The sequence below is a fragment of the Microbacterium sp. NPDC087868 genome, assembly GCF_044900755.1.
GTDB classification, from domain to species: Bacteria; Actinomycetota; Actinomycetes; order Actinomycetales; family Microbacteriaceae; genus Microbacterium; species Microbacterium galbinum.
Window position 1 is genome coordinate 392064 of sequence record NZ_JBJDNO010000003.1, and the last position, 17337, is coordinate 409400.

Below are 17337 nucleotides of genomic sequence, written 5' to 3' on the forward strand. Positions count from 1 at the left end.
ACCCCTCGATCAAGGAACACCACTCATGACGAACCCGACCGCCGCCGACCTGATCGCGCGCAGCAACCGCCTGGGCGCCGACCCGAAGAACACCAACTACGCCGGTGGCAACACCTCCGCCAAGGGCACCGAGATCGACCCCGTGACCGGGCAGCCCGTCGAGCTGCTGTGGGTGAAGGGCTCGGGCGGCGACCTGGGCACGCTCACCGAGAAGGGCTTGGCCGTGCTGCGTCTCGACCGCATGCGCGCGCTCGTCGACGTGTACCCCGGCATCGACCGCGAAGACGAGATGGTCGCGGCATTCGACTACTGCCTGCACGGCAAGGGCGGAGCCGCTCCTTCGATCGACACGGCCATGCACGGACTCGTGGATGCCGCGCACGTCGATCACCTGCACCCCGACTCCGGCATCGCGATCGCGACCGCCGCAGACGGCGAGGCCCTGACCTCGAAGATCTTCGGCGAGAAGGTCGTGTGGGTGCCGTGGCGCCGCCCCGGCTTCCAGCTCGGACTCGACATCGCCGAGATCAAGAAGGCGAACCCGCAGGCGATCGGCTGCATCCTCGGCGGCCACGGCATCACGGCGTGGGGCGACACGTCCGACGAAGCCGAGGCGAACTCGCTGTGGATCATCGACACCGCAGCCTCGTACATCGCCGAGCACGGGAAGACCGATCCGTTCGGCGGCATCCGCGCGGGCTTCGAGGCACTGCCGGCCGGCGAGCGCCGCGAGCGCGCCGCCGCTCTGGCCGGCACGATCCGCGGCATCGCCTCGCACGACCGCGCGATGGTCGGCCACTTCACGGATGCCGCGGAGGTGCTCGACTTCCTCGCCTCCGAGAAAGCCCCGGCCCTCGCCGCGCTCGGCACGAGCTGCCCTGACCACTTCCTGCGCACCAAGGTCAAGCCGCTGATCCTCGACCTGCCGGCCACGGCATCCGCCGAGGAGCAGATCGCGCGCCTGCAAGAGCTGCACGCCGAATACCGCGCCGACTACCAGGCGTACTACGACGCACATGCGACCGCCGAGTCGCCCGCGATCCGCGGCGCCGACCCGCTCATCGTGCTCGTTCCCGGCGTGGGAATGTTCTCGTACGGCGCGAACAAGCAGACGGCGCGCGTCGCCGGCGAGTTCTACGTCAACGCGATCAACGTCATGCGCGGGGCCGAGGCGCTCTCGACCTACTCCCCCATCTCCGATGCCGAGAAGTTCGACATCGAGTACTGGGCGCTGGAGGAGGCCAAGCTGCAGCGGATGCCGATGCCGAAGTCGCACCAGGGGCGCATCGCGTTCGTGACCGGCGCCGCGTCCGGCATCGGCAAGGCCATCGCCACTCGTCTCGCGGCCGAGGGTGCCTGCGTCGTCATCGCCGACCTCGACCTCGAGAAGGCGCAGGCCGCGGCGGCGGAGCTCGGAGGCACCGACGTCGCGATCGGCGTCGCGGCGAACGTGGCGGATGCCGACGCGATCCAGGCGGCGCTGAACGACGCCGTACTCGCGTTCGGCGGCGTGGACCTCGTCGTCAACAACGCCGGCCTCTCGCTCTCGAAGCCGCTGCTCGAGACCACCGAGAAGGACTGGGATCTGCAGCACGACGTCATGGCGAAGGGCTCGTTCCTCGTGTCGAAGGCCGCCGCGCGTGTGCTCATCGACCAGAAGCTCGGCGGCGACATCATCTACATCTCGTCGAAGAACTCCGTCTTCGCCGGTCCGAACAACATCGCGTACTCGGCGACCAAGGCCGACCAGGCCCACCAGGTGCGGCTGTTGGCGGTCGAGCTCGGGGAGTACGGCATCCGCGTCAACGGCATCAACCCCGACGGCGTCGTGCGCGGCTCGGGCATCTTCGCCTCGGGCTGGGGCGCCAACCGCGCCGCCACCTACGGGGTCGCCGAAGAGGACCTCGGCCAGTTCTACGCCAACCGCACGATCCTCAAGCGCGAGGTCGTTCCCGAGAACGTGGCGGATGCCGTGTACGTGCTGACCGGCCCCGAACTGAGCCGCACCACCGGCCTGCACATCCCGGTCGACTCCGGCGTCGCCGCCGCGTTCCTGCGATGAGCACCCGCGCCGTCGCGGCCGTCGACCTCGGCGCGACCAGCGGCCGGGTGATGATCGGCCGCATCGGCGACGGCCTGCTCGACCTCGAGCCCGTCTCGCGGTTCCCGAACGGCCCCGTCGAACGCGCCGACGGCCTGCACTGGGACTTCGAGGCCCTCTCCGAGAACGTGCTCGACGGCCTGGCCGAGGCGATCCGCCGCGAGCCCGGGATCGAGAGCATCGGGATCGATTCCTGGGCCGTCGACTACGGGCTGATCGCGGGTGGGAAAGTGCTCGCCGAGCCGTTCCACTACCGCGACGAGCGATCCGCTCGCGGCGTCGCGGAGGTGCACGAGATCGTCGCGTTCGACGAGCTCTACCGCCGCAACGGCCTCCAGTTCCTGCCGTTCAACACGCTCTATCAGCTGCGCGTCGACGACCGCGCTCCCGAGGCCGAGAGCGCGCTGCTCGTGCCCGACCTGCTCGCCTTCCTCCTCACGGGCGCGCGCGTGGCCGAGCGCACCAATGCCTCGACCACCGGGCTCCTCCGGGTCGACGACGGGGAGTGGGACACCGACCTCGCCTCCCGTCTCGGCATCGCTCCCGCGCTCCTGGCCGCACTCGTCGATCCCGGCGCGATCATCGGCACCCTGCGTCCGCAGATCGCCCGCCGGATCGGCGCCGAGCTCCCGGTGATCGCGGTCGGCTCGCACGACACGGCCTCCGCCGTCGCCGCGGTTCCGATGACGTCTCCCTCCGCCGCGTACATCTCGTGCGGCACATGGGGACTCGTCGGCGTCGAGCTCGCGGAGCCCGTGCTGACGGATGCCGCCCGCACGGCGAACTTCACGCACGAGCGCGGTGTCGACGGGCGTTTCCGGTTCCTGCACAACGTGGCGGGCCTGTGGCTGCTGAGCGAGACCGTGCGGGCCTGGGAGGCCGAGGACGGCGCTCCGATCGATCTGGTCGCTCTGCTGGCCGCGGCATCCGCCGTCACCGCCCCCGTGCCGACCTTCGACGCGAACGACCCGTCGCTCTCGGCGCCGGGTGGCATGCCCGCGCGTATCGGCGCCCTGCTCGCCGCGAGCGGGCAGACGGCCCCGACCGACCGACCCGCGTTCGCGCGCAGCATCGTCGAATCGATCGCGGTGGCGTTCGCAGAAGCTGTGGCGACGGCATCCGCTCTCACCGGGCGCCGCCTCGACGTCGTGCACATCGTCGGCGGCGGATCCCTCAACACCCTGCTGTGCCAGGCGACCGCCGACCGCACCGGGCTCCCGGTGCTCGCCGGCCCCGTCGAGGCCACAGCGCTCGGCAACGTGCTCGTGCAGGCGCGGGCGCTCGGTGCAGCGCCGGCGACGCTCGAGGAGCTGCGTGCCCTCGTGGCCGCGACGCATGCCCCCGTGCGCTACACGCCGCACACCTGACCGTCGGTCAGCGCACGTTGCCGTTCGAGCAGGTCTGCTGCGCGGCCGAGTTGCCCTTGATGGTGTCGGGGAGCGCCACGACGTTGTCGGGCGTCGCCGGCTCGGTCGGAGCAGCCTCCTCGGTCGGAGCCGTCTCCTCGGTGGGGGCCGTCTCCTCGGGGGTCGTCTCGGCGGGCGTGGGCTCCTGCACGATCACACCGTCGTTGCTGGTGTTCTGGTGCGTGATCTGCAGCTGCGCGTTCGCCTCGATCGCGTCGAAGAGCTCGCCGGCGGCCGTGTAGTTCGGCACCACCTTGTTGGCGTTCTGCGAGTCGGTGCCCGTCGGGTACTGCACGAACACGATGTCCTCGAACGGGACCTCCTTGACCGCGAGGGCGATCTGCACGATCGTCATCGGGTCGTTCAGCGTCGTGCTCGTCTCGAGGTTGCTGAGACCGACGTTCGCGAGCTTCAGCATGGTGCCCACGTTGCCGAGGGTCTCGCCGCTGATGAGCTTGCGCGCCAGGCTCGACATGTACTGCTGCTGGTTGCCGATACGGCCCAGGTCGCTGCCGTCGCCGACGCCGTGACGGGTGCGCAGGAACTGCAGCGCCTCGAGGCCCTGCACGGTGTGGGTGCCGGCCGTGAGGTCGAGGCCCGTGTAACGATCGCGGATCGGGTTCGCGAGGCACACATCGACGCCGCCGATCGCGTTCGTGATCTCGATCACGCCGCCGAAGGTGACGGATGCCGCGAACTGCACCTCTTGACCGGTGAGCTCGGAGATCGTCTTCGCGACGCAGTTGAGACCGCCGTCGCTGTAGGCCACGTTGAGCGGCTGCTTGCTCATCGCGGAGTGCACGTTGCCGTCGTCGTCGGTGCACTCGGGGATGGGGATCATGAGGTCGCGCGGGAAGCTGACGACCGTGATGCGGCGGGGGTTGTCGGAGACGTGCACGAGCAGGTTGACGTCGTTGAGGTTGCCCTCCGAGTCGTTGCCGCTGCAGCGGTCACCGAAATAGCCGGCGTACGCCTCTTCGCAGGTGTCGACACCCGCGAGCACGAAGTTGAATCCACCCTCGTACTCGCTGATGTCCGGCGGAACCGCATCGGCCGACTGGCCCTCGAGTTCGACGGAGTTCGCGAGCTGCGTGCTGCGCAGGTCGTATACGACGTACGCCGCAACGCCCACACCGCTCACCAGCACCACCGCGAGTCCGATCGCGATGAACTTCAGCAGCTGGCTGAGGGGTCCCGGCGAGTGCAACTGGCCGTGGCGCGCGATCGTTCGACGGCGTCGGGTGTTCTCGGTCACACGGTGCCTTTCGGTTCTGCCTGCGGTGAGGGGGCACCGGGCTCAGGAAGCGGAGGGTGTGGGATTCGAACCCACGAGACATCTCTGCCCACTGGTTTTCAAGACCAGCTCCATCGGCCGCTCGGACAACCCTCCCGACAGACGGATCTGCCGACAAGCCGTGAGTCTAGCCGAGTTCTATTCTCCCGCGCTGACCTGGGCGGGCGCTGGAAGTGTATTCAGCGCACTCGCCAGCCCGCCGTCGACGACGTCGTCGGTGATCTCGGATGCCGCATCCTTCACGTCGGCCGGCGCCTGCCCCATGCCGACCGCGCGCCCGCCGAGCGTGCGCGCCCAGCCGAACATGCCGATGTCGTTGCGCCCGTCACCCGCGACGAGCACGCGCTCCCCGACGAGGCCGAGCTCTTCGCGCACGCGCTCCAGCGCAGTGCCCTTGTCGACCCCCTGCGGGGCGATGTCGAGCCAGGCCGTCCACCCGATCGCGTACGAGACCTCGTTCAGGCCGGCATCCGCCACCAGCCGATGGAAGTCCTCCTCGTCGTGGCCGGGCGAGACCACGACGATGCGCGACACGGGCTCGGCCGCGAGCTCCTCGAAGCTCACCCGCCGGCCGCCGTCGAGCGTCCAGTCGTCGAGCTGGTCGGTGAAGAGCCGCTGGCCCGAGGCGAGCTCGACCATGTAGCGGGCGTCCGGCAGGCGCTCGCGCAGAAGGGCGAGCGCGGGCGAGGGGTCGAAGGTCTCGACGTTCCAGCGCTCCCAGTCGTCGCCGACGCGGCGCATCGTGACCGCGCCGTTCGAGCAGACGACGTACTCGGCGTCGAGTTCGAGCTGCTCGACGTACCGACGGGTGGCCATCCAGCTGCGGCCGGTGGCGATCGTCACGACGTGACCGGCATCGCGAAGGCGCGCGACGGCCTCGGGCACGCCCGGGCTCATCGTCTCGTCCTGGAGCAGGATGGTGCCGTCGACGTCGAGCGCGACGAGCCAGGGCGAGGTCATGCGGTGACCTTCGACGTCGCCTTCGTGTTCTCCGGCGTCAGAACCTCGAGCCCGCCGAGGTAGGGGCGCAACACCTCGGGCACGCGCACCGAGCCGTCGGCCTGCTGGTGCGTCTCGAGCAGCGCCACGATCCAGCGGGTGGTCGCGAGCGTGCCGTTCAGCGTCGCGACGTGCTGGGTCTTCGGTGCGGAACCGGAGTCCGCCCCGTCGACGACCGGCCGGTGGCGCACGTCGAGGCGGCGCGCCTGGTAGGTCGTGCAGTTCGACGTCGACGTCAGCTCGCGGAACGCGCCCTGCGTGGGCACCCAGGCCTCGATGTCGTACTTGCGCGCGGCGCTCGATCCGAGGTCGCCCGCGGCGACGTCGATCACGCGGTAGGCGAGGCCGAGCGAGGTCAGCATCTCCTCCTGCAGGGCCACGAGGCGCAGGTGCTCGGCCTCGGCATCCTCCGCCTCCGTGTAGACGAACATCTCGAGCTTGTTGAACTGGTGCACGCGGATGATGCCGCGGGTGTCCTTGCCGTGCGATCCGGCCTCGCGGCGGTAGCAGGTCGACCAGCCGGCATAGCGCAGCGCGCCGTCCGAGAGATCGACGATCTCGTCCTTGTGGTATCCGGCGAGGGCGACCTCGCTGGTGCCGACGAGGTAGAGGTCGTCGCCCTTGTCGAGGTGGTAGACCTCGTCGGCGTGCTCGCCGAGGAAGCCGGTGCCCTGCATGATCTCGGGGCGCACGAGCGTCGGCGTGATGAGCGGCACGAAGCCGTTCTGCAGCGCCTTGTCGAGCGCGAGGTTCATGAGCGCGATCTCGAGACGGGCGCCGATGCCGCGCAGGAAGTAGAAGCGGGCACCCGAGACCTTCGCCCCGCGCTCCATGTCGATCGCCCCGAGGATCTCGCCGATCTCGAGGTGGTCGCGCGGCTCGAAGTCGAACGAGGGCACCTCGCCGACGCGACGCAGCTCGACGAAGTCGGCCTCGCCACCGGCGGGCACGCCGTCGATCACGACGTTCTCGATGCGGGCCAGGGCGGCGGATGCTGCCTCTCCGGCGTCGTTCGCGACCTGCTGCGCCTGCTTGACGCGCTCGGCGAGCTCCTTGCCCTGCGCGACGAGCGCGGGCTTCTCCTCCTTCGGCGCCTTCGCGATGACCTTGCCGAACGCGTTCTGCTCGGCCCGCAGTTCCTCGAACGCGGCGAGCGCCGCGCGGCGCGATCGATCGGCCTCGAGTGCGATGTCGACGGTGGCCTGGTCGTTGCCGCGCGCGGCCTGCGAGCGGCGGACGAGATCAGGGTGGTCGCGGAGAAGAGCGAGGTCGATCATTCCACGATTCTACGGGGGTCTCCCACCCCCTCAGGCTCGCCGGATGTCACACCCGGGGCCGTGCATCGTCTTTCTCCTCGGTGGTCGGCATCCGGCCGATCGCCGCTGTGAAAGGAATACCCATGACCACCCGTGTCACCTCGCTCGACCAGCTGAACCTGGCCTTCGCCGACCGCTTCAACGCCCGCGACCTCGACGGCCTGATGGCCCTGAACACCGCCGACGTCGTCTTCGTCCCGGCTCCCGGCACCCCGGTGACCGGCGAGGCCGCCGTCCGCGGCGCGCTCGAGCAGTTCCTCGGCCTCGACCTGCCGATCTCGATGACCGTCCGCCACGTGTTCGAGAGCGCCGGCACCGGCCTCGCGATCGCCGACTGGACGATCACGGGCACGGGCCCCGACGGATCCGAGATCGCCCTCGCCGGCACGACCGCCGACGTGGCCGTCTTCGATGAGGAGCACGGCTGGCGCTACGCGGTCGACAACCCCTTCGGCACCGTCTGACCGCGCAGCGCGGTCTCCTGCGAGCCCGTCGAGACCCACCATGCGCGTCGAGACCCACCGGTGCCGACGTCGGCACCGGTGGGTCTCGACGGGCTCGATGGGTCTCGACGGGCGGACCAGGGCGTCACCCCGGGCCGAGAAGAACCCGTCAGCCCGCGCCCATGCCGCTCTGCCGGCAGGCGCCGAGCGCCTTGCGTGCGCGGGCGACGCGCTGGCGGACCGCCGCGGGGTCGATGCCGAGGCGCTCCGCCGCTTCGCCGGCCGACAACCCGTCGACGGCGGTGAGCAGCAATGGCTCCCGCAGCGAGTCGGGGAGGTCGTGCAGAGCGGCGAGCGCACCGTCGAGGATCACGCGGATCTCGGCGGCTCCGGCCACGTTCACGGCGTCGGGCATCTCGTCGTCGAGCTCGGTCTGCGGGCGGCGTGCCCGCTGACGGGAGAGGTCGATCGCGACGTTGCGCGCGATCGCGTCGAGCCACGAGCACACCCTTCCCGGCTCGGGAGTCTCCAGGTGGGCGACCGATCTCCAGGCGCGCAAGAGCGCCATCTGGGCGGCATCGTCAGCATCGTCCACGGGCACGCCGAGCGAGATGCTGCGGCGCCGGAGCCGATCGGGCTCGTCCGTGATCATCTCGGTCAGCAGTGCACGCGCATCGCCGATCGACTCGCTCTTCGCCTGCGCACCCATTCCGGCCCCTCCCCAGAGCGCTCGGGCATCCGTCCCCGTGTCACCTGCATGACACATGCCGGGAATAGAGTATCGCCATGACGAAGCCCCCGGCCGCGAGACGACAGGCCGCGCTCGTCTACAACCCGATCAAGGTCGACGAGAAGAGACTGCGCGCTGCCGTGCGCGAGCTCTCGAAGGCCGAGGGGTGGGAGCATCCGGCGTTCTATCCGACGACGATCCAGGATGCCGGGCAGGGTGCCACGGCGCAGGCTCTCGCCCGTGGGGTCGACGTCGTGCTCGTCGCCGGTGGCGACGGCACCGTGCGCGCGGTCTCCGAGGCCATCGCGAACACCGGTGTTCCCCTCGCGATCCTGCCGAGCGGCACCGGCAACCTGCTCGCACGCAACCTGGCGTTGCCGCTGGGCTCGCCCGACGACATGATCCGTGCGGCGCTGACCGGATCCCGCCACGCGATCGACATCGGATGGGCGCGCATCACACGTGAGAGCGGTGACGAGAGCGAGCACGCCTTCGTGGTGCTGGCCGGAATCGGACTCGACGCCGACATGATCGCGAACACCCGCCCGGACCTCAAGAAGTCGGTCGGGTGGATCGCCTACGTCGACGGCGCCGCGCGCTCGCTCGCCAACGCCTCGCCCTTCCGCTCGGTGTATCAGATCGACGACGGCCGCCTGCATTCGACGAAGGTGCACAGCATCCTCTTCGCCAACTGCGGCACCCTGCCCGCGGGCATCGCTCTGGTGCCGGATGCCTCGATCTCCGACGGAACCCTCGACGTCGCCGTGATCCGGCCCTCCGGTGCGTTCGGCTGGTTCAACGTCTGGCGCAGGATCTGGTGGGAGAACTCGGTGCTGCGGCGCTTCGCCGCCGGCAGGCGCATCCTCGAGCGCCGGGGGAAGGATGCCGCGGTGCACTACTTCCAGGGCCTCGCCGCGGAGGCTGCGACGTCGGTGCCCACGCCGGTCGAGCTCGACGGCGACGAGTTCGGCAATGCCGTGCGCATCACGTGCCGGGTCGATCCGAGCGCGCTGCTGCTCGCGCTACCGGAGGGGCATCCGGTCGACGCGCTCTGACACGCGGCTTTCCTTCCGGTGCTCCGCCGCGAGGTGCTCCGCCGGCGATGCGCTCAGCCGGCGGTGTCAGTCGGCGAGCACCGACACCGTGCCGTCGAGGCCACCGCCCACGAGGGTGAGGGTGAAGCCGTCGTCATCGACCGCGTCGTCGCCGAACGAGAGGATCGTCGCACGCGGCGCCATGTCCATGGTGCAGATCTGGGTGTCGTCGGTGACGAAGGTCGCCGTGCCCGCGTTGCCCGAACCCTCGAGCGACTCGACGACCGGCGGGCATCCCGACGAGCCCCAGGTGAGCAGCACGAGGCTGCCGTCGTCGAACCATCCGGCGGAGGGCTGGTACTCGGTCGACTCCCCGGGAACGCCGGTGACGGGTGCCCCGCCGATCTCGGCGTCATCCGAGATATCGCCGTAGGTGACCTGCAGCGTGATGTCCTTCGTCGGATCCACACCGGCGGGCAGGCCGCCGATGCTGGCGCGCTGCACCATGTCCTGGGTGCAGACCTGGTCGGCTGCGCCGTCGACGAGCGTCACCGAGACGTTCTGGCCCTCGGCGGTCACCGTGTCGACCTGCGGAACGCACGTCGAGGAGCCCCAGGTGACGACGGCGAACATGCGGCCCTCGTCGAGCAGTGCGGCCTCGACGTCGGCGAAGTCGTCATCGCCGGCCCCGGGCGCGGTCGATGCACCGGGTGTGCTCGTGGGCGAGGTCGATCCGGGGGTGGCGGTGCACCCGGCGATCAGCAGCGCCGCGGCGAAAGCGGAGAGGACGGCGACGACGCGCGAGGGAGTGACCATGCCCCCAGGGTACCGGTGGCGATATTCCATCGGAAGTCGGGAGCGATCACTGCAGGGCCGAGGTGAGGCGCGCCAGGTTGTCGAGCACGGTCGAGCGCAGCGGCTGCTGCATCCACTCCTCGAGGGTGAGCTCCCGACTGAGCGACCGATAGGTGTCTTCGACCTCGCGCATCTCGGCGACGAACTCCTCGCCGCGCACGAGCATCGAGACCTCGAGGTTGAGACCGAACGAGCGCATGTCCATATTGCTCGAGCCGATGACCGCGACCTCGTCGTCGACCGTCAGGCTCTTGGTGTGCAGGATGTACGGCTTGCGGTACATCCAGATGCGCACGCCCGCCTTGAGCAGCACCTCGTAGTAGCTGCGCTGCGCGTGGTAGACCATCGCCTGATCGCCCTCTTCCGAGACGAACAACTCGACCTCGACACCGCGGTCGACGGCCGCGGTGACGGCGAGCAGCAGGGCCTCGTCCGGCACGAAGTACGGGCTCACGATCATGATGCGATTCTTCGCCGCATACAGCAGGCCGAGGAAGAGACGCAGGTTGTTCTCGACCTCGAACCCGGGGCCCGAGGGCACGACCTGGCAGTCGAGGTCCCCCGATCCGATGTCGGCGTGGGCGATGTCGATCTCCTCCAGCACGATGTCGGTCTCGCTGTACCAGTCACTGAGGAAGATCGCGTTGACGCTGAGCACGACCGGCCCGTCGAGGCGCACCATGAGGTCGACCCAGTGCAGGCCCCGCTTGATGTTCTTCGGCAGGTTGTAGGTCGAGTCGGTGACGTTCTGCGAGCCGAGGAAGGCGGTCACGCCGTCGACCACGAGCAGCTTGCGGTGGTTGCGCAGATCGGGGCGCTGCATCCGGCCCTTGAACGGCTGCACCGGGAGCATGAGGTGCCAGTCGGCGCCCATGGCGTTGAGGCGCCGGATCGTCTGCTTGTAGCGCGGCTTCCAGCGGTTGGCCCAGTGGTCGAGAAGCACCCGCACCGAGACGCCGCGCGCCGCGACCTCTTCGAGCGCACGGAAGAAGTTGTCGGTCGAGGCGTCCGATTGCAGGATGTAGAACTCGACGTGCACGTAGTCCTTCGCCTCGCGGATGGCGTCGGCCATCGCGTCGAGCGACTCCTGGTAGTCGGAGATCAGGTGCGCTCCGTTGTCGCCCGAGAGCGGCAGAGCGCCGAGGCGCTGGTTCATCTCGACCAGCGGACCGAACCAGTCCGGCGCGTGGGGACGGAGGGTTCCGAAGTGCAGGTGCTCGCTGGTCGCGGCGATGTACTCGTTGATCTGGTCCTGCTTGCGGCGGCGGGCGCGCGGCAGTCGCGGGTTTCCGATCACGAGGAACAGGAAGACCCCGACGAACGGGATGAAGAAGATCGCCAGCAGCCAGGCCATCGCAGCCGTGGGGCGGCGGTTGCGCGGGATGACGATGATCGCCGTGATGCGGATGGTCAGATCGAGCACCACGAGGAACGCCGTGATCGCCCAGGCGACGCCCTCCGCGGTCATACTGCTCTCTTCCTGACGGACCTCACCGATGAAGGTTCCGTCGCGCATCACCGTCCGGCGGTGTTCGCTTCACAGTAGCGGATGGGTGGGACAGTGCCTCAGGAGCGCGGGGGAAGACCGCGGGCCGCGCGCTCCTCCGCCTCGATCTGCGCGTGCACCTTGCGTTCGGTGCGGTCGAATCGCAGGATGCCGCGGAGCACCATGAAGAAGATGGCGCTGACCCCGAGGGTCGGAAGGATCGACCACGCGGCGGCGACCCAGAAGTTGTCCATACCCCCATGGTACGCGACCTCACTCCTCCTGCGCCGATCCGAAGGGCGGGGCAATCCCTCCACAGGCCCGGTTTTCCGGAACGGGCGGATGCCGCCACCGGGCACACTCGCCTCATGAACACCGTCCTCCGTGCCGCAGATTCCGCCGAGTTCCTCGGCTTCGTCCCCCTCCTCGCCGGCTTCACGCCCCGGCGCAGCATCGTCATGCTCCCGTTCCAGGGCTCCCGCGCCTACGGCGCGATGCGCATCGACCTCCCCCGCGACGACGTGCCGCTCGAGCACTATGCGGATACCGCGATCGGCCTCGTCTCACGCGTGGCCGCGATCGACGCGGTCGCCGTCGTCGCCTACGTCGACGAGGCGGCTCAGAGCACACCGGACGGGTGGGTCCTCCCCCACGCCGTCGCCCTCGACGAACTGCTCGGTTGCGCCGAGGACGCCGGCCTCCGCATCGTCGACGCGCTGTGCGTCACGCCCGGCGGATGGGCGAGCTACCTCGAAGAGGAACCTCTTCTGCATCCCGTCGAGCCGGTGCGCGCCGAGAGGGTGCCCGGCATCGGAGACGTCTCGGGCGATCAGAACTCCGGGGCCGTGCTCCCCGTCGCCGATCTCGCGCAGAAGGAGCGCGTCGGGCGGGCCTTGCGCGACCTCTCCGAGCTGCTCGGGCGCCCGGCGTCGTCGCTGTCCGACGACGAGAACCCCGAGGCCCTGGCCGCCCTCGCGATCCTCGACGACGTCCCCGCGTTCTACGAGCAGCTGCTCGACTCCCGTGGCGATCTGCCGCCCTTCGCGGTCGCCGCGCTGCTGTGGTGCCTCGAGCGCCCCGTCTACCGAGACGTGGCACTGCTGCAGTGGGCGTCGGACCACGCCTCCGGTCGACGATCGCTCGGGGCGCAGCTCGACTTCGCCCAGCACGGCCGGTCGATCCCCGACGAGCTCGGCGACATCTTCCTCGGGCGCGGTCCGACACCCGACCCCGATCGGCTCAGCTTCGCCCTCGACGTCGTGCGCACCGCCGCGTCGCGCGCACCGCGTGCCGCCCGCCCCGCCCCGCTCACCGCGGCGGCGTGGCTCTCGTGGGCGCTCGGCCGGTCCACGCACGCGGCGCACTACCTCGACCTGGTGCGCGAGATCGACCCCGACTACGGACTCGCCGCGCTCGTGGGATCGATGATCAACGCCGCGGTGCTGCCGGAATGGACCTTCCGACGCACCGCGGGGCGGACTACTTGACCAGCGGGAACAGGATGGTCTCGCGGATGCCGAGACCCGTGATCGCCATGAGCAGGCGATCGATGCCCATGCCCATGCCACCGGACGGCGGCATGCCGTGCTCCAGCGCCCGCAGGAACTCGTCGTCGATCGGCATCGCCTCGACGTCGCCGCGCGCGGCGAGCTTGGACTGCTCGACGAAACGCTCGCGCTGGATCACGGGGTCGACGAGCTCGGAGTACCCGGTCGCCAGCTCGAAGCCGCGGATGTACAGGTCCCACTTCTCGACCACTCCGTCGATCGACCGGTGCTCGCGCACGAGGGGCGAGGTGTCGACGGGGAAGTCCATGACGAACGTGGGGCGCACCAGGTCGCCCTTCACGAAGTGCTCCCACAGCTCCTCGATGAGCTTGCCGTGGGTCGCCTGGGCGGGCAGATCGACGCCGTTGGCCTCGGCGAAGGCGATGAGATCGTCGACCGCGTCCTGCGGGGTGAACGTGCGTCCGGCAGCGGCAGACAGCGACTCGTACATCGAGATGCGGTCCCACTCGCCGCCGAGGTCGTACTCGGTGCCGTCGGCCCAGGTCACCGTCGTGGAACCTGCGACCGCGATCGCCGCGTTCTGCACGAGCTCCTGAGTGAGAGCGGCCATCTGGTCGTAGTCGCCGTAGGCCTGGTAGGCCTCGAGCATCGCGAACTCGGGGCTGTGCGTCGAGTCGGCGCCCTCGTTGCGGAAGTTGCGGTTGATCTCGTAGACGCGTTCGATGCCGCCGACGACCGCACGCTTGAGATACAGCTCGGGGGCGATGCGCAGGTACAGCTCGGTGTCGAACGCGTTCGAGTGCGTGATGAACGGGCGAGCGGATGCCCCGCCGTGCTGCACCTGCAGCATGGGGGTCTCGACCTCGAGGTAGTCGTGACCGGTGAACGTGGCCCGCAGGCTCGCGTTCACCGCGGCGCGGGCGCGCACGGTCTGGCGGGCCTGCTCGCGCACGATCAGGTCGAGGTAGCGGCTGCGGACACGACCCTCCTCGCTCAGCTCGGCGTACGCGTTCGGCAGGGGCAGGATCGCCTTCGATGCGATCTCCCAGCCGTCGGCCATGATCGACAGCTCGCCGCGGCGGCTCGAGATGACCTCGCCGTGCACGAAGACGTGGTCTCCCAGGTCGACGTACTCCTTCCAGTCCGCCAGCGACTCCTCGCCGACGTTCGCGAGCGAGATCATCGCCTGGATACGCGAACCGTCACCCGCCTGCAGGGTCGCGAAGCAGAGCTTGCCGGTGTTGCGGCTGAACACGACGCGGCCGGCGACGCCGACCACGACGCCGGTCTCGGCTCCCGCTTCGAGCTCGTCGGCACCACCCTCGCCGTACTGGGCGCGCAGCGCCGGGATCGTGTGGGTCACCGGGACACCGACCGGGAACGCCCCGCCACCGGCATCCGTCCGCTTCGCGATCAGACGTTCGCGCTTGGCGAGACGCACGGCCTTCTGCTCGTGGATCTCGTCTTCGCCGAGCTCCGTGTTCGAAGGGTCGGTGGGGTTCTGCGCGGGCGCGGCGGACGCGTCGGTCATTCGGGGCTCCTTGGAAAAGTCGTTCCAGTTTACCGAGGCCATAGGCCGATCCGAGGCCGAGGCTGGGTAGCCTCGAAGAATGGCCGCCCCACGGATCCTCCGCGCCCTCGCCACCACCGCCGCCGCCGCCGGCCTCGTGTTGCTCGCATCGAGCCCCGCGAGCGCCCGAGCATCCGTCTCCGCCGACGTCGACGACTTCTCCTACGCGTCGTGGGACGCCACCTACACGGTGGGCGTCGACGACGAGGGCCGAGCCACCATGCACGTCACCGAGGAGCTCGTCGCCCGATTCCCCGACTTCGACCAGAACCGCGGAATCGTCCGCGGCCTCGCCACCTCCTACGAGAACGCGGGCATCGACACCCGCATCCTCTCCGTCACCGACGAGACGGGCGCCGACGTTCCCTACGAGACCGACACCGACGATGGCGTGCTCTACGTGCTCACCGGCGACGACGATTACGTGCAGGGGCTTCAGACCTACGTGATCGAGTACGAGATGCGCGACGTCGTCCTCGCCGCCGAGACCGGAGTCGACGAGTTCTACTGGGACCTCCTCCCCCTCGACAGCACGCAGGCGATCGAGTCCTTCCGAGCCGACATCCTCTTCGACGACACCCTGACCGCCGCCCTCACCGGCGCCAGCCGCTGCTACGAGGGATACTCCGGGTCGTCGGAGACATGCACGCTCGAAGGCCCGACGGACACCGCCGACGGCGCCCTCTTCCGCGTCGAATCGGGCGAGCGCGCCGCCGGCGACGGAGTGACCGTCGCGATCGGCTTCGACGCGGGTACCGTCACGCAACCCTCTGCCCGCACCCCGAACCCGGTCACCGACGTCGCACCGATGTTCGCCGCGGTCGGCGGCCTGGGACTGACGGTCGCGAGCTGGTTCGCCGTCTCGGCGGTGCGCAAGAGGCGACGCACCGCCACCGGCATCGTCGTCGCCCAGTACGACGTGCCGGATGCGATGCCCCCGCTGCTCGCGGCCGCGATCCTGCCCGGCGCGAAGGCTGTGATCCCCGCCGAGATCGTGCACCTCGCCGTCCGCGGCGTGCTCCGGATCGAGGAAGGCGCCGAGCCCGAGCGGCCGCGGCTGCGACGCCTTCCCGACGGACGTCTCCCCGACCAGCTCGACGCGGATGCGGTCGACAACCTGTTCCTCGGCACCGACGACACCGGCGTCGTCGACATCCCCGCCGCGAGCGAGACCTTCGCCGCGCGCATGGGCGTGCTGCAGGCGCTGGGCAAGAAGCAGGCCGAGACTCGCGGGCTCACCGTGCGCGAGCGCGCCCGCGGCGCCGTGATCCTGCAGTGGATCGCGATCGCCGTCGCCGCGATCGGACTGGCGGTGGCGATCTGGGGCGTCGCCACCGGTCGGGTCGGAGCGATTCCGGCGCTCGTGGTCGTCGCCTTCGGGGCCTTCTTCGTGCTCCTGGCGAGCCTCTACGCATTCTCGAAGCACGTCATGCTCACCGCGGAGGGTGCACGGCAGTACGAGTATCTGCAGGGGGTGCGCGAGTTCATCCGCGTCGCCGAGGCCGACCGTCTGCAGATGCTGCAGTCGTACACGGGGGCGGAGCGCCGGCAGGACGGCAGCGCGAACGTCATCGTGCTCTACGAGCGTCTGCTCCCCTACGCGATGCTCTTCGGCATGGAAGACGAATGGGGCAAGGTGCTCGAGCACGCCTACACGTATGAGCAGCGGGGTCCCGGCTGGATCGGCGACGGTCGCTCACCGTATCTGAGCACCTCGCTCGCGGCCTTCGCCGTCTCCACCGCATCGGCATCGTCGTACACGGCCCCGTCGACCGGCAGCTCGTCGAGCTTCGGCGGCTCGAGCGGCGGCGGGTTCTCCGGCGGCGGAGGAGGCGGCGGCTTCTCCGGCGGACGCTGACCCGTACCTCGCGCTCCCCTCACGCGTTCGCGGGCGCCCGTCAGAGCAAAGGCGGAGGATCGGATGCTTCGCGCAGCGCCCGTTCGACGGTGGACTGCACGAGGGCCGAGAGGTAGCCGCCGGGGTTGTCGATGCCGATCTCGCGGAGGCGACCCGTGGCCTGTCCGATGATCGAGCGCGAAAACTCGGTGGCCGTCTGAATCGCATCGGCGTAGGCGGCGCGATCCGCCTCGGCGACGACGACCGGCTCGCAACCGATCTCGACGGCGAGGGCCTGGGCGATCGGGAGGACGGCCGCGGGAGCGGTGACCGCCGCGAACCCCGCCTGCAACTGACGCAGATCGATCGAGGTTCCGGTGAACGTGATCGCCGGGTGCACGGCGAGCGGGATCGCCCCCTTCGCGGCGGCGGGACGCAGTACCTCGATACCGAAGGCGGGGTCGGTGTGCAGCACGAGCTGGCCGATCTGCCATCCGCCGACCTCGGCGATACCGGCAACGAGCGATTCCAACTGGTCGTGCGGCACCGCGATCACCACGAGCTCGGCGCGGCGCACGACCTCGAGTGCGTCGAGCACGGGCACGTCGGGCAGAACGGCCGAAGCCCGCTCGTCGTCGGATCCGCTCGTGATCCCCACGACCGCATGCCCGGCGCCGCCGAGGGCCGCGCCGATGACGGGCCCCACGAGACCCGCGCCGATGATGCCGACGCCGAGGCGTCCGTCGCGCTCCACCACG

15 protein-coding genes and 1 tRNA gene are annotated in these 17337 nt (G+C 69.9%); 6 read left to right on the top strand and 10 right to left on the bottom strand.

Annotated features, from left to right (window positions below; all coding sequences use genetic code 11):
• The first annotated feature begins 25 nt into the window (after positions 1–25).
• Both ACI2JZ_RS12140 and ACI2JZ_RS12145 read left to right on the top strand, forming a co-directional pair.
• Complete coding sequence (locus ACI2JZ_RS12140) at positions 26–2062, top strand: bifunctional aldolase/short-chain dehydrogenase (protein WP_404597726.1); 2037 nt, start codon at positions 26–28, stop codon at positions 2060–2062.
• Positions 2059–3468, top strand: a complete 1410-nt coding sequence (locus tag ACI2JZ_RS12145; RefSeq protein ID WP_404597727.1) for a rhamnulokinase family protein — start codon at positions 2059–2061, stop codon at positions 3466–3468. The genes ACI2JZ_RS12140 and ACI2JZ_RS12145 overlap by 4 nt, the downstream gene beginning before the upstream one ends.
• Before the next feature lie 7 nt (positions 3469–3475).
• Here the strand turns inward: ACI2JZ_RS12145 and ACI2JZ_RS12150 are convergent, their stop codons facing one another.
• The 4 genes from ACI2JZ_RS12150 to serS form a co-directional block, all read right to left on the bottom strand.
• Positions 3476–4762 carry an LCP family protein gene (locus ACI2JZ_RS12150; protein ID WP_247632921.1) on the bottom strand — a complete coding sequence of 429 codons (1287 nt, stop codon included), beginning with the start codon at positions 4760–4762 and terminating at the stop codon, positions 3476–3478.
• A gap of 50 nt (positions 4763–4812) precedes the next feature.
• Positions 4813–4897: transfer RNA gene (locus ACI2JZ_RS12155), tRNA-Ser, on the bottom strand.
• A gap of 42 nt (positions 4898–4939) precedes the next feature.
• Positions 4940–5761 carry an HAD family hydrolase gene (locus ACI2JZ_RS12160; protein WP_404597728.1) on the bottom strand — a complete coding sequence of 274 codons (822 nt, stop codon included), beginning with the start codon at positions 5759–5761 and terminating at the stop codon, positions 4940–4942.
• A complete protein-coding gene (gene serS / locus ACI2JZ_RS12165; RefSeq protein ID WP_247623459.1) occupies positions 5758–7077 on the bottom strand; it encodes a serine--tRNA ligase in 1320 nt (439 codons plus the stop codon). The genes ACI2JZ_RS12160 and serS overlap by 4 nt, the downstream gene beginning before the upstream one ends.
• Positions 7078–7199: 122 nt before the next feature.
• Here serS and ACI2JZ_RS12170 point away from each other — a divergent pair, with 122 nt between their 5' ends.
• Positions 7200–7580 carry a nuclear transport factor 2 family protein gene (locus ACI2JZ_RS12170; protein WP_247623460.1) on the top strand — a complete coding sequence of 127 codons (381 nt, stop codon included), beginning with the start codon at positions 7200–7202 and terminating at the stop codon, positions 7578–7580.
• Positions 7581–7728: 148 nt separating this feature from the next.
• On the opposite strand, the gene ACI2JZ_RS12175 is transcribed toward ACI2JZ_RS12170, so the two are convergent.
• Positions 7729–8268: an RNA polymerase sigma factor gene (locus ACI2JZ_RS12175; protein WP_404597729.1), complete on the bottom strand. Its 540-nt coding sequence runs from the start codon at positions 8266–8268 to the stop codon at positions 7729–7731.
• A 77-nt stretch (positions 8269–8345) separates the two neighbouring features.
• On the opposite strand from ACI2JZ_RS12175, the gene ACI2JZ_RS12180 reads away from it, so the two are divergent.
• Positions 8346–9344, top strand: a complete 999-nt coding sequence (locus ACI2JZ_RS12180) for a diacylglycerol kinase family protein (protein ID WP_247623462.1) — start codon at positions 8346–8348, stop codon at positions 9342–9344.
• Positions 9345–9410: 66 nt separating this feature from the next.
• Here ACI2JZ_RS12180 and ACI2JZ_RS12185 read toward each other — a convergent pair whose 3' ends face one another.
• The 3 genes from ACI2JZ_RS12185 to ACI2JZ_RS12195 all read right to left on the bottom strand — a co-directional run bounded on the left by ACI2JZ_RS12185 (position 9411) and on the right by ACI2JZ_RS12195 (position 11918).
• A complete protein-coding gene (locus tag ACI2JZ_RS12185) occupies positions 9411–10139 on the bottom strand; it encodes a hypothetical protein (protein WP_247623463.1) in 729 nt (242 codons plus the stop codon).
• A 46-nt stretch (positions 10140–10185) separates the two neighbouring features.
• Positions 10186–11646, bottom strand: a complete 1461-nt coding sequence (cls, locus tag ACI2JZ_RS12190; RefSeq protein ID WP_247623464.1) for a cardiolipin synthase — start codon at positions 11644–11646, stop codon at positions 10186–10188.
• Between the two features lie 98 nt (positions 11647–11744).
• Complete coding sequence (locus ACI2JZ_RS12195; RefSeq protein ID WP_247623465.1) at positions 11745–11918, bottom strand: hypothetical protein; 174 nt, start codon at positions 11916–11918, stop codon at positions 11745–11747.
• A gap of 114 nt (positions 11919–12032) precedes the next feature.
• On the opposite strand from ACI2JZ_RS12195, the gene ACI2JZ_RS12200 reads away from it, so the two are divergent.
• Positions 12033–13151, top strand: a complete 1119-nt coding sequence (locus ACI2JZ_RS12200; RefSeq protein WP_404597731.1) for a DUF4192 family protein — start codon at positions 12033–12035, stop codon at positions 13149–13151.
• Here the strand turns inward: ACI2JZ_RS12200 and lysS are convergent.
• Complete coding sequence (lysS, locus tag ACI2JZ_RS12205; protein ID WP_404597733.1) at positions 13144–14703, bottom strand: lysine--tRNA ligase; 1560 nt, start codon at positions 14701–14703, stop codon at positions 13144–13146. The genes ACI2JZ_RS12200 and lysS overlap by 8 nt on opposite strands.
• A 79-nt stretch (positions 14704–14782) precedes the next feature.
• Between lysS and ACI2JZ_RS12210 the strand changes: the two genes are divergently transcribed.
• On the top strand, positions 14783–16600 hold the full coding sequence (locus ACI2JZ_RS12210; RefSeq protein ID WP_404597735.1) for a DUF2207 domain-containing protein: 1818 nt from the start codon (positions 14783–14785) through the stop codon (positions 16598–16600).
• Positions 16601–16640: 40 nt separating this feature from the next.
• On the opposite strand, the gene ACI2JZ_RS12215 is transcribed toward ACI2JZ_RS12210, so the two are convergent.
• The gene (locus ACI2JZ_RS12215) at positions 16641–17333 is read right to left on the bottom strand and encodes a DUF2520 domain-containing protein (protein ID WP_247624730.1); all 693 of its coding nucleotides are present in this window, start codon (positions 17331–17333) and stop codon (positions 16641–16643) included.
• Between the last annotated feature and the right edge of the window lie 4 nt (positions 17334–17337).